The organism is Acuticoccus sp. MNP-M23 (assembly GCF_031195445.1).
Lineage (GTDB): Bacteria > Pseudomonadota > Alphaproteobacteria > Rhizobiales > Amorphaceae > Acuticoccus.
On sequence record NZ_CP133483.1, the window covers coordinates 24,268 to 35,767 of the forward strand.

Annotated in this window: 13 protein-coding genes; 8 read left to right on the top strand and 5 right to left on the bottom strand. The window is 60.6% G+C overall.

Annotated elements, in window-relative coordinates:
- Positions 1-68: 68 nt before the first annotated feature.
- Both RDV64_RS23360 and RDV64_RS23365 read right to left on the bottom strand, forming a co-directional pair.
- The gene (locus tag RDV64_RS23360; RefSeq protein ID WP_309199722.1) at positions 69-1,331 is read right to left on the bottom strand and encodes an ABC transporter substrate-binding protein; all 1,263 of its coding nucleotides are present in this window, start codon (positions 1,329-1,331) and stop codon (positions 69-71) included.
- A gap of 36 nt (positions 1,332-1,367) precedes the next feature.
- A complete protein-coding gene (locus tag RDV64_RS23365; RefSeq protein ID WP_309199723.1) occupies positions 1,368-2,420 on the bottom strand; it encodes an ABC transporter ATP-binding protein in 1,053 nt (350 codons plus the stop codon).
- Positions 2,421-2,495: 75 nt separating this feature from the next.
- Here RDV64_RS23365 and RDV64_RS23370 point away from each other — a divergent pair, with 75 nt between their 5' ends.
- Positions 2,496-3,425, top strand: coding sequence for a DeoR/GlpR family DNA-binding transcription regulator (locus RDV64_RS23370; protein WP_309199724.1), 930 nt, complete (start codon positions 2,496-2,498; stop codon positions 3,423-3,425).
- A gap of 157 nt (positions 3,426-3,582) precedes the next feature.
- On the opposite strand, the gene RDV64_RS23375 is transcribed toward RDV64_RS23370, so the two are convergent.
- Positions 3,583-4,440 (bottom strand): ArdC-like ssDNA-binding domain-containing protein, encoded by an 858-nt coding sequence (locus tag RDV64_RS23375; protein ID WP_309199725.1) that lies wholly within the window; start codon positions 4,438-4,440, stop codon positions 3,583-3,585.
- A gap of 447 nt (positions 4,441-4,887) precedes the next feature.
- Between RDV64_RS23375 and RDV64_RS23380 the strand changes: the two genes are divergently transcribed.
- The 4 genes from RDV64_RS23380 to RDV64_RS23395 all read left to right on the top strand — a co-directional run bounded on the left by RDV64_RS23380 (position 4,888) and on the right by RDV64_RS23395 (position 6,707).
- Positions 4,888-5,139, top strand: coding sequence for a type II toxin-antitoxin system ParD family antitoxin (locus RDV64_RS23380; protein ID WP_309199726.1), 252 nt, complete (start codon positions 4,888-4,890; stop codon positions 5,137-5,139).
- Positions 5,120-5,440, top strand: coding sequence for a type II toxin-antitoxin system RelE/ParE family toxin (locus tag RDV64_RS23385; RefSeq protein WP_309199727.1), 321 nt, complete (start codon positions 5,120-5,122; stop codon positions 5,438-5,440). Before RDV64_RS23380 ends, RDV64_RS23385 begins: the two co-directional genes overlap by 20 nt.
- Complete coding sequence (locus tag RDV64_RS23390) at positions 5,437-5,604, top strand: hypothetical protein (RefSeq protein WP_309199728.1); 168 nt, start codon at positions 5,437-5,439, stop codon at positions 5,602-5,604. The genes RDV64_RS23385 and RDV64_RS23390 overlap by 4 nt, the downstream gene beginning before the upstream one ends.
- Before the next feature lie 149 nt (positions 5,605-5,753).
- Entirely contained in the window at positions 5,754-6,707 is a 954-nt protein-coding gene (locus RDV64_RS23395; protein ID WP_309199729.1) for a GIY-YIG nuclease family protein, read from the top strand.
- A 248-nt stretch (positions 6,708-6,955) separates the two neighbouring features.
- Here RDV64_RS23395 and RDV64_RS23400 read toward each other — a convergent pair whose 3' ends face one another.
- On the bottom strand, positions 6,956-7,144 hold the full coding sequence (locus RDV64_RS23400) for a hypothetical protein (RefSeq protein WP_309199730.1): 189 nt from the start codon (positions 7,142-7,144) through the stop codon (positions 6,956-6,958).
- 211 nt (positions 7,145-7,355) lie between these two features.
- Here RDV64_RS23400 and RDV64_RS23405 point away from each other — a divergent pair, with 211 nt between their 5' ends.
- Genes RDV64_RS23405 through RDV64_RS23415 form a run of 3 tightly spaced genes read left to right on the top strand, consistent with a single transcriptional unit; the run spans position 7,356 to position 10,182 of the window.
- Complete coding sequence (locus RDV64_RS23405; protein ID WP_309199731.1) at positions 7,356-7,859, top strand: hypothetical protein; 504 nt, start codon at positions 7,356-7,358, stop codon at positions 7,857-7,859.
- Complete coding sequence (locus RDV64_RS23410; RefSeq protein ID WP_309199732.1) at positions 7,856-8,242, top strand: hypothetical protein; 387 nt, start codon at positions 7,856-7,858, stop codon at positions 8,240-8,242. The genes RDV64_RS23405 and RDV64_RS23410 overlap by 4 nt, the downstream gene beginning before the upstream one ends.
- A 14-nt stretch (positions 8,243-8,256) precedes the next feature.
- Positions 8,257-10,182, top strand: a complete 1,926-nt coding sequence (locus tag RDV64_RS23415) for an AAA family ATPase (protein WP_309199733.1) — start codon at positions 8,257-8,259, stop codon at positions 10,180-10,182.
- A 147-nt stretch (positions 10,183-10,329) separates the two neighbouring features.
- Here RDV64_RS23415 and RDV64_RS23420 read toward each other — a convergent pair.
- Positions 10,330-11,441, bottom strand: a protein-coding gene (locus tag RDV64_RS23420; protein ID WP_309195819.1) for an IS3 family transposase whose coding sequence is annotated in 2 segments (ribosomal slippage) — positions 10,330-11,192 and positions 11,192-11,441 — 1,113 coding nt in all. Because the reading frame shifts where the segments join, the coding sequence is not laid out codon by codon here.
- Positions 11,442-11,500 lie beyond the last annotated feature (59 nt).

Genomic DNA, 11,500 nt, shown 5'->3' on the forward strand with positions numbered 1-11,500 from the left:
CTCCCCGAATGCTTGGCAGGAGAGGGCGCGCGGCCCCCTCCCTTTTTCGTTTGTCCGACGCGTCGCGCTTACTGGTAGTCGCGCAGGAGCCGGTCTGCAGTCGCCTGGGCTTCCGTCAGCGCGTCCTCGGCGGACTTGGAGCCGGTCAGGGTTGCCTGGATCGCGTTGTTCAGCGATTCACGCACGCGGGCGGTCTCGTAGGTCGAGAACTCGGGGATCGCGACCTCGAGCTGGTCGCGGGCAACGAGCGCCTGCGGGAAGTCCGCCACGTAGTTCTTCAGCGTATCGGTCTCGTAGGCCGCGGGGCTGATGCCCACATAGCCGGTTGCGGTCGACCATTCCGCGGCACGCTCGGGCGCGGTCATGTACTTGATGAGTGCCAGCGAAGCCGCCTGCTCCTCGTCCGACGAGCCCTTGAAGAGGTAGAAGTTGCCACCGCCCGTCGGCGAGCCCGGCTGCACCTTGGCCGGCAGCATGGCGACACCGAAGTCGAAGTTGGCGGCGTCCTTCACGGCGGTGAGGTTACCGGTGGTGTGCCACATCATGGCGGTCTGCCCCTCGAGGAAGGCCTGGCGCAGCGTGCCCCATTCGGTGGTGCCTTCGGGCATCACCTTCGCGTCCGTCATCAGCGAGCGCCAGAACTCGAGCGCCTCGACGACGGCAGGGTCGTCGAAGTAGGTCGCCGTGCCGTCGGCGCTCATCAGTTCCTTGCCGTTCTGGATCGCGAAGCACTGGAACATCCAGTACGGGTAGCCGGTGGACGGGATCATGATGCCCCAGCGGTCATCCGTGGTGAGGGCCTTGGCGTCCTCGACCAGCTCGTCCCACGTCGTCGGCGGGGTCTCGGGATCGAGGCCGGCCGCCGTGAACATGTCCTTGTTGTAGTACATGACGATGGTCGAGCGCTGGAACGGCACGCCCCAGGTGTGGCCGTCGATCTCGCCGTTCTTCATCAGCGCCGGGTAGAAGCTGTTCAGCCACGCCTTGTCCTCATCGCTGGTCGCGACTTCGTCGAACGGGACGATGAGGTCGTTCTCGATGAGGTCGTAGGCGTCGATCGAGAACAAGACCGAGAGCTGCGGCGCGTCGCCGGAGTTGATCGCCGACAGGGCGCGGACGCGCGTGTCGTCGTAGTTGCCGGCGTAGACGGCCTCGACGGTCACGTCCGGGTTCTCGGTTTCGAAGCCCTCGATCATCCCGTCGATCACCGCGGTGAGCGGGCCGCCGACGGCGATCGGGTAGTACATGGTGAGATGCGTCTGCGCGGCCGCCGGAAGCGTGAAGCCGGCGATCGCGCTGGCGGCCAGAAAGGCCTTGAGGCTGAGCGTCATGGTATCTCCTTGGGGGCGGGGTGTCGCCGGCGCCATTCAGGCGGCCGGTGAAGGGGAAAGGCGCGCACCGTCATCGGTGAAGCGGTGGGCGGCATCGGCCGCCCAGTCGAGGCCGAGCGGGGTGCCGGCGGCAAGCTCTACACGGCCGGGGGCGCGCACGATTAGGGGATGGTTCGCCCCGGTTTCGACGTAGACGAAGGTTTCGGCGCCGAGGAACTCGCATTGCGTCACGCGGACCTGCAGGCGCCCGTCGCCATTGCCGACAAGGCGAAGGTCTTCTGCGCGCACGCCGGTGTTTGCGCCGGTGTGTTCGCCGGCAGCGGGGGGCAACATCTGCATCGGCGGCGCGCCGAGGAAGGTGGCGACGAAACGGCTCGCTGGATTGGCGTAGAGCTCGGCCGGCGGCCCGGCCTGCTCGATCCGGCCGCCGTTCATCAGCACCACGATGTCGGCCATCGACATTGCCTCTGTCTGGTCGTGAGTCACGTAGACGACGGTCATGCCAAGGCGCTGCTGCAGGCTGCGGATGTCGCGGCGCACGGCGTGGCGCAGCTTGGCGTCGAGATTGGAGAGGGGTTCGTCCATCAGGCACAGCGGATGGCCGGCGACGACCGCCCTTGCGAGCGCGACGCGCTGGCGCTGGCCGCCGGAGAGCTGCGCGGGCTTGCGCCGTTCCAGCCCTTCGAGGCCCGTCAACGACAGTGCATCCGCAAGCCGGGTGCGGCGCTCGGCCTTGCGGACGCCGCGCACCCTGAGGCCGAATTCGATGTTCTCCACGACCGACAGATGCGGGAACAGGGCGTAGGATTGGAACACCATGGAGAGATTGCGCGCGGAGGGCGGTAGCGCCGTGACATCCTCGCCGTCGATGACGATGCGCCCGGCGTCCGGATCCTCCAGCCCCGCGAGAAGACGAAGCGTCGTTGACTTGCCGCAGCCGGACGGACCGAGCAGGACGACGAACGCACCGCGCGGAATGCGCAGCGACACGTCCCGGACGCCCGCCTCGCCGGAGAAGATACGGGTCAGGCCCTCGATCTCGACGAACGGCGCCGAGTTCTCTCCCTGCTCCACGGTCACTCGCTCCATCAACGCCCCCTTGCGTGCCGGGCCGATGCTTAAGGGCTGAGTTTGACGCTTACGTGTCGGCCAGATGACATTCACATGAAACAAGAGTTTTGCTCATTTGAACACCCGATTGACGACAAGTGGAACACAATTTGCAATGTCACGCCGATGAAACATTCCGCTGCTAAGGGCTGTCATATGAACGGATCAAATTTTCATTTGAACAATGCCGATGCCGTCCCGGCCCGCCGTCAGATCCTGATTTCGCAAATGCTTCAGACGCAGGATTTCCTGACGGTCGAAGCGCTCGCGTCGCAGTTCGATGTCACGACACAGACGATCCGCCGCGACATCAACGCCCTCTGCGAACAGGGCGCGGCCCGGCGACGGCATGGTGGAATCGCGCGCATCGCGGTCGGCGGGAACGTCAGTTTCCGGGACCGCGAAGTGCTGAACCGCAGTGCCAAGCTGATGATCGCGGGCGAGGTCGCACGCTGCATTCCGAACGGGGCGTCCGTGGCGCTGGGGATCGGAACCACGCCGCAACTCGTCGCCGAGAACCTCCTCGGCCACAGCGGGCTGAAAATCGTCACCAACAACCTGCCGATCGCACTTGCGGCGGCGCAGCACACGGACTTCGACGTTGCAATCGCCGGCGGAACGGTGCGCAACAGCGATCTCGACATCGCCGGCCACGCCGCCGAGGAGCTCTTCGCTGCCTACAGGGTCGATTTCGCCATCTTCGGTGTTGCCGGCGTGGACGACGATGGGTCGCTGCTCGACTTTTCGCGCGCCGAGGTGCGCATTCGCCAGGCGATGCTGCGTCACTGCCGCCAATCGTTCCTCGTTCTCGACTCCTCCAAATTCGGCCGCCCGGCGCATGTGCGCGGCGGCCGGCTCGACGAGGCGAGCGTCGTTTTCTGCGAGGCCGGACCGCCTGTCGTGATCGCCGAACTCCTGGCCGGCTCGGACACGCGCTTCGTCGATTGCTCGGCGCCTTTGCCGGCCGATCTCAAGCACGACTGACTGAAGCCCGCCCGCTTGGAGCAACTGGCGACGGCGAGGCCCGGGTTGGTCAGGCGGATCATCAGGGCGCGCGCTGTCCCTGCAGCCGGGCAAGGCGCATCTGGGGGGCAGCCGATAGAACTGGCACGGATATGCTCTTAGCGGGCGTGAGTTCGGGTCAGCCGATGTTCGCGTTGGCTCGTGCTGCCGACAGGATGCGGCTGACGGTGGCTTGCGACACATTGTAGAGCCGGGCCATCTGGGCGGCGCTCCTGCGTCCACTCTTGACGTTCTCGACCACGTCGGCGTGCTTACCGTCAAGAATCGCAAAAACGTTCGATGCTTCGGCGGCGTAGGCATCATCGCCAAAGCGCGTGGAGAGCTGACGGTCGAGCCGGTGCGGTGCACCGCTCCAGTGGGTGAGCTCATGCAAGAGCGTCCCGTACCAGGCTTCGGTCGGGTTTGATGTCGCCGTACCGGTAAACCGCTCTCGGTCCGGCATTTGGATACGATCCTCGGCCGGCCGGTAGAAGGCGCGCTCGCCGCCAACGCTCACCATGGCACCGGCTGCAGCGGTAAAGGCTTCGGCGGCCTCTACAGGCTCGATCCGGTCCTCGGTCGGCACTTCATCGTCGACGGTAAAACCCTCGACCTGCGCAGCATTGAAGACACGGCTGGCGCGCGCAAACAGCACGGTTTCGGTCTCGCTCGGATCATCCTCACGCGGCCGCTCGAGTTCCTTGTAAAACACGATGACGGAGGACTTTTCGCCCTTCTTCACCTGGGCGCCATGCTCCTGCCACTGCTTATAGGTTCCCCACATGCCATGGGCGTAGTCGTTGGCCGCGGCCGCCACCCACAGCGCCAGCACGTTGATGCCGCGATAGCCCTTTCCGGATGCGATGTTCTGCGGCCGAGTGATGGCATGTGCCGAGCGATGCCAGGGCATTTGCCAGTTGTCCGCGCCGGCCTCAATGGCGGTGACAATCTGATCGGTGATGTGTTGATGAACGTCGAAGCGGTCGGTCTTTCCCATGATGTTGATCTCCTTGCCTTGGGGTTGGGGTGCAGCTGCTGCTGCACCTCTGCCCGTCGGCGAGACCGGGGATCGGAGGGGGGAAGCGAAATCGTGCCGAGTGGTGCGGGCGCACAAGCGCGAAGCGCGCGGAGCCTCGGTCGGTGCTATTTCGCTTCGGGGAGCAAGGGGCGGCGCACCTTGGCCCTCCCCACTGCCGAGTGAGATGCCGGCCGAAGGCCGTCCAACCCTGTTCAGCGGCGCGATCAGCGAGGCGCATCGAGACAGATCCGCCCTCGATCGACGCACCCGCGTTAGGGACAGCCACCCGGATGGGCCGAGACCCGTGCAGCGGGGCTCGGTGAGGCCCGAAGGGTCGAATAGGGCCCGACGGCAAAGCCGGAACGCCCATCAATATTGACAATCTTTGCCATTTTATGCCATTCTTGAATGATGGAGGACGTGCTCATGGCAACGATGAATGTTTCGCTTCCCGATCCGATGAAGGATTGGGTCGAGCAGCAGACCAAGGGCGGCCGCTACAGCAACTCGAGCGACTACGTGCGCGACCTGATCCGGAGAGATCAGGACAGGGCTGCGAAGATCGCCCACATGCAGAAGATGGTAACCGAAGGCCTCGAGAGCGGCCCCGCCGAGCCCTTCGACTTCGACGCGTTTTCCAAGCGCATGCAGGAGGAGCATGGCGGACGGTCCAGTTAGGGCGTACCAGCTAACGCCGGCAGCACAGAGCGACCTCGAAACGATCTGGCGGTTCACGGCCAACCGTTGGTCGGTCGGGCAGGCGGAAGCCTATCTCAATGGCCTGCGTGACGCGCTCGAAGACCTGATTGCCAATCCGCGAATAGCGCGAGAGCGGCTCGAACTGACCCCGCCGGTCCGCGTCCAGCCATACGGATCTCACATCATCATCTACACGATCGAGATCGATTATCTGGCCGTCATCCGCATCCGGCACAGCCGGGAGAATTGGATCAGCGACCCCGCTGGCGAAGACGAATGACCCCAACATCAAACGTGAACAAATCGACCTCGGAGCCGGTGGACCCACCCGACGAAGCCTATCTCACGTGGCGTGATGCGAAAGTCCGCCACGTTCTCAATGAGAAGACGAACAAGCGCGCGCCCTACAAGTCGCTCGATGAGATCGCCGACCGATACAGGTAAGGGGGCCGTCAAGCTCGCCGGCTTGGCCTCTAATTATCGACCATTCTTGAGAAATTATCACGCTCCGGCCACAACCGATCGAATGGCACTCTCCATTGCCAAGAGCCGTCCTGTCCGGTCAAACGGGGTCACTCCAAGGAGATGTGGTCGTGAGTGAATTGCTAGGGCGATCTGTTCGATTGTTTCTCGCCGACGGGACTGCGTCGGGGCTCATTACGGCCGAGATCATGAATTGGACCGGTCATGTCTTGACCGGCTCGCGGAGTGGCCTGCCTGCCTTTCTTAAACGCGTCGAACTAGATCGAACCGGCCTCTACTTCCTCACGGGGCCAGCGCCCGATGATCCGGATACGACTCAAGTCTACATTGGAGAAAGCGATAACGTCCGAAAGCGACTGTTCCAGCACAGCAAGGACGAAATAAAAGACTTCTGGGAGCGCACTTGTGTCGTCACCAGCAAAGATCAAAACATCACCAAAGCCCATGCGCGCTATCTCGAAGCGAGGCTCATCGCTATTGCGAAATCAGTGGCCATCGCCAGCGTCGTCAATGGCACCGCGCCACCGCCAGCGGCCTTGCCGGAGGCCGATGCCTCCGACATGGAATATTTCATCGAACAGTTGCGGCTCGTGCTGCCCGTTCTGGGGTTTGATTTTCTGCGGCAATCGAAAGCCGCTACCCGGAAGACTCCATCAGAAAGAGCAGATGCGACCAGCGAAGACGCAAGCCCGATCTTCCGACTGAGCAGCAGGAAGCACGGGATTGAAGCGCAGGCACGGGAGATTGACGGCGAGTTTGTCGTTATCGAGGGCTCGGCTGCCGTTGCTACCTGGTCGAGCCAGGCGGATCACAGCTACTCGAAACAGCACGCACAGCTGATGAAAGCTGGAAAGTTGGTAGCCGACGATGGCGGTCACCTACGCTTTGCCGAAGATGTTGCGTTTCGCAGTCCCAGCGCGGCCTCTGCCGTCATTCTTGGTCGGCCTGACAACGGACGCACGTCCTGGAAGCTAAATGGGTCGAATATCTCCTATGGCGACTGGCAGGCCGAGCAGGTTGCCCAGACGACGTCAAGCCTTTCTGAAAGCGATGAATTTACGTGATCGACAGGCTGAAAACCAAGCCAACCCTCAACCTTGCCGCTGCGATCGGGGCACGATTTGGCCCCATTGGGCGGCGTCGCGCTCGACCTTCCGGACGGTCGCTTCCCACGAAGGCTGATCAAGAGTTTCACAAAACGACCGTTTTTGGGAATCTCGAGAACCGCCCAACACGCACAGGAAGAAAGCCATCTTTTGGCTATTTACAAAATTTAAATATGGCTTATGTCTAGCTTCAGACGCGGACTAGTTCACGATTGGAGATCGTAATGCAGACGGATGCTGGGCAAACGAAACACATGGTCGACAGGATGCGGCAGCGTCGGATCACTGACGTCGAGATTGAGGTGATCATAGATCTTGGCGAGTGGAACGCGCGCGCTGATCGTCTCGTGCTGACGGCGCAAGCTTGCCGTCGCGAAGAGGAAGCTCTGCGCCAAGAAATAGCGACCCTTGAGAGGCTCGCACAGAAACGCGTGCCACTGGCCCAGTAAATTCAGGAGAGATCGATGCTTAGTGAAGAAATTGCCGGGAAGCGGGAAAGGCTGAAGCTAATTGAGCGGTTGCGCCGGGCAGGGGGCGCAACCTTGGTCATCGGCGACGATGGCTCAACGCAGATCACCGTATTTCGCAACACGAGGAGATTTCGTCGTGCCTGACCACAATGCACGCTCCTTCATGACAAAGCGTGGCGAGTTCATCGCCCGCATAGCCACCGACGAACTTGCGAGCCCGTCCGTAGAGGCGGGCACTAAGAGTGATCGCAAGTTCAATATCCGGATCAAGCAGGATGACATCTTTCTGCTGGATGCGCTTGCAAAATTTCATGGCGTTACGCGGGCTACCCTGATCAACGAAATTCTGCATGAGGTGATGCGCGATGAACTGATGAGTATAGGTCAAGGTGATGCGCGTGTGCTGATGGCTTGCACCGCTGATCAGACCGCGTCTTACGACGAACTTTCTCAGCCGTGGATTTATGACGCTCTCAGGTCTGAATTTAGCCATATCATTCAAAACATGCTGGACTATGGCTCGCTGGGCGAAGGTCAGCCTGGTCACGACTGGCCATCGTCTTCGTCAACACCGGAAGACGACTATCGCGACCCAGTTTTCGTCGGATTGCGCGACAAATTAGAATGTATTCTGAAATGACCAATGGGATTCTTTCAAAGGTCATAGGCGATATTGGCGAAGCCGATTCTGAAGCTCGCGCAGAGAGCTATACGATGGTCAATGTCCGGCCAGGCGAGAAGGTCGCAGCAATGCTCAGTACCCTGTCTAAGCTGGCAGGAAAAAGCCCTTCTGCTGTGGTGACAGATGAGATTTCGCGCCGTTTGTCTGACTACGCACGGTCATCTTTAGCCCATAGTGAAGCTATCTTAGATGCCACGGAGAAGGCTCTTAAGGATGGAGGATATTCCAGCTTCCAGTCGGGAAGCGCTCTGGACATCCTTCAGCGTGAAGGTGTTGTCGAGTTAGAGACGCCCTTTGCCAAAGAGCTGCGTAAATCTCTGAATCTTAGAGCCAAGGCCTGAGCGTGGAGCTGGCAATGGAAAATCGTGTCATTTATCCGCCCATTGGTGCTCTGGCCCGGCTAAGGCAGCCGCTGACGGCGGGAGAGATAAAGGTATTTGATTTTTTCAACGGCCAGCTCCCCTCGGGATGGGAAATCTACATCCAGCCACACCTCAACGGTCTGCGACCGGACTTCGTCCTTGTGAACCCGGATGGTGGGATCGGCGTGTTCGAGGTCAAAGACTGGAATCTTGGTGCTCTGCGTTACTTCACCCAGAAAGATCAATGGGGCCACACCTTATGGGCTGAGAAGGATGGCAAGAAATTCTGCATCCAAAGGGAAAACCCTGTCAGCAAGATAAATCTCTACAAGAAAGAGGTTTTCGACCTCTACTGCCCGAGACTTCAGAAGGGAAACGGATGGGCTGCGATCACTGCAGGTGTCATCTTTCCATTCGCTAAGGCCGAGGACGTAAAGGCTCTTTTCAAACCATTTCTTCAGACATCCTCTAATGAGAGATGCGCGAGATACCAGCCCGTCAGTGGTGCGGAAGCCTTTTCGTCCGGCGATCTTCAAACGGTTTTCCCGGAGGCATTCCGCACTAACTCTCGTGTGATGACTGAGGATCACGCGGCAGATCTGCGAGGTTGGCTGGTAGAGCCGGATTTTGCGGCGACACAGCGTCTGCCCTTGGTTTTGGATAAAAACCAACGCTCGTTTGCAGATACCCGCACCGAGACAGGGTATCGACGCATCAAGGGGCCTGCAGGATCTGGAAAATCTCTGGTTCTTGCGGCCCGTGCAGCACGCCTTGCGCGTGAAGGGAAATCTGTCCTCGTTGCCACATTCAATATTACGCTGTGGCACTATCTGCGCGATCTGATCGTGCGCGATCTCGATGCCCCTAGGCATCTTCAGAACATCCAGTTCACGCATTTCCACCTTTGGTGCAAACACACCTGCTACGATGTTGGCTGGGAGAACCGCTATGATGATCTGTTCAAGCATGGCGGTGGCGTTGGCGTCCTAGACGTTGAACTCCCGAAGCTGGCCGAAGGGGCGCTGCAGCAGCCTGGCGCCGCGCGATATGATGCGATTCTGGTCGATGAGGGTCAAGATTACCGACCGTATTGGTGGAACGTGCTCAGGCAGGCAAGCTCGCCCGGCGGTGAGATGATTCTGGTGGCCGATGCGACGCAGGATGTTTACGGCACCGCGGCTTCATGGACCGATGATGTTATGAAAGGGGCCGGTTTTTCTGGCGGACGGTGGGCGCAGCTTCGTATAAGCTACAGGCTCCCGCCTGACGCGCTGAGCCTTGCTCGAAGCTTTGCTGAGAAGTTTCTGCCTAAGGATGCCATCGACCTTCCAGAGCCAGAGCCAGAGCAAGGTTCGCTCGACCTCTTCCCTTGCAGCCTTCGCTGGGTTCAATGCGATCCGGATGATGCGCAACAATTATGTGCAAAAGAAACACTCGCCTTAATGCGCCAGACTGGCAAAAACGGTCTGGCCAATGCCGACATCACCATGCTGTTCAGTGATCAGAAGTCTGGTGCTGATGTCGTCGAGCGCCTGTTGGAATACAGGGTGCGTACGGTCGATACCTTCAGCGAAAACGCGCAGGAGAGCCGCCGCAGGAAGATGGGTTTCTATATGGGCACTGCTGCGGTCAAGGCGACCACATTGCACAGCTTCAAAGGATGGGAAGCCCGATTACTCGTGGTTTACGTCACGGACGCAGCACAGGTGGAAAGGCTAGCGCTCATTTATGCTGGGCTCACTCGTTTGAAACGAAGCCCGGAGGGCAGTTGGTTGACGGTGGTATGCTCCGCCCCGGAACTGAGGGAGTATGGAAGATCATTCCCCGACTATGTCGATGAGGCAGACACCCCAATAACACTGGAGAAGCCCTCTCCGACAACACAACCAGATTGGCGGGAGCAACCGGACAGATTGTGAGGGCAGGGATTGTTCTGACGGCTAAGTGTTTTGTTTCTGACGAAAACGACGGAGGCTGTTGAAAAACACCGGCGGACGATAGCCGCCGGGCTTCTCATCTGAATCGATGCTTCGCGGATGGTGACGTTGCCCCAGAAGTGTCCCCGCTCATAGCTGGACTCTGTTCGTGTTGTGGTCCCATCGGGACCGGGTTGCAAACTCGTTCGGGGTGAGGCCGCCCAGGCTGGTGTGCGGCCTGTCGTGGTTGTAGTCGGTGCGCCATTCCTCAATGATGCGGCGAGCGCCCGGAAGGCTGCGGAAGAGATGCTCGTTGAGGCACTCATCGCGGAAGCGACCGTTCAGGCTCTCTACGAAGCCGTTCTGCATCGGCTTGCCGGGCGCGATGTAGTGCCAATTGACGCGGCGGTCCTCCTGCCATTCGAGGATGGCATGGGAGGTCAGCTCGGTGCCGTTGTCGCTGACGATCGTGAGCGGCTTGCCGCGACTGACGATCAGGCGGTCGAGTTCCCGTGCCACGCGAGCCCCCGACAGTGATGTGTCGACAACGAGCGTCAGGCACTGGCGGGTGAAGTCGTCGAGCACCACCAGCACACGGAAGCGGCGCCCGTCGCTGAGCTGGTCGGAGACAAAGTCGAGGCTCCAGCGCTGGTTTGGTCCTCGCGGCAAGGTCATTGGCGCCCGCGTTCCGATGGCACGTTTTCGGCCGCCGCGCCGTCGTACACTCAGCCTCTCCTCGCGGTATAGGCGGAACAGCTTCTTGTGGTTCACCTCGATACCCTCGCGCCGCAAAAGGATATGCAGCCGCCGATAGCCGAACCGGCGCCGTTCGTTCGCCAGCGTTTTCAGGCGTTGGCGCACCGTCGCATCGTCCGGCCGCTGCGACCGGTAGCGGTAAGTCCTTGGATGCATCCCGATCAGGGCACAGGCGCGCCGCTGGGAATACCCCTTCTTTTCAATCGCCCAACTCACGAAGCCTCTCCGTGCGCTGGGCGTCAGAAGTTTTTTCCCAGAGCGTCCCGCAGCGTCGCCACATCGAGCATCTGTTCGGCGAGAAGCTTCTTCAGGCGGCCGTTCTCATCTTCCAGCGCCTTCAGCCGCCTGGCTTCAGACACTTCCATTCCGCCGTAGCGCTTGCGCCACGTGTAGAACGTCGCGTCGCTGATCCCGTGCTTGCGGCACAGCTCCGACACACCGATCCCCGCGGCATGCTCCTTCAGGACCGCGATGATCTGCTCTTCGCTGAAGCGGCTCTTCTTCATCTCCGTCTCCTTCTGACGGAGTCCAGTTCAGACCGAGGACATTCCAAGGGGCAACGTCA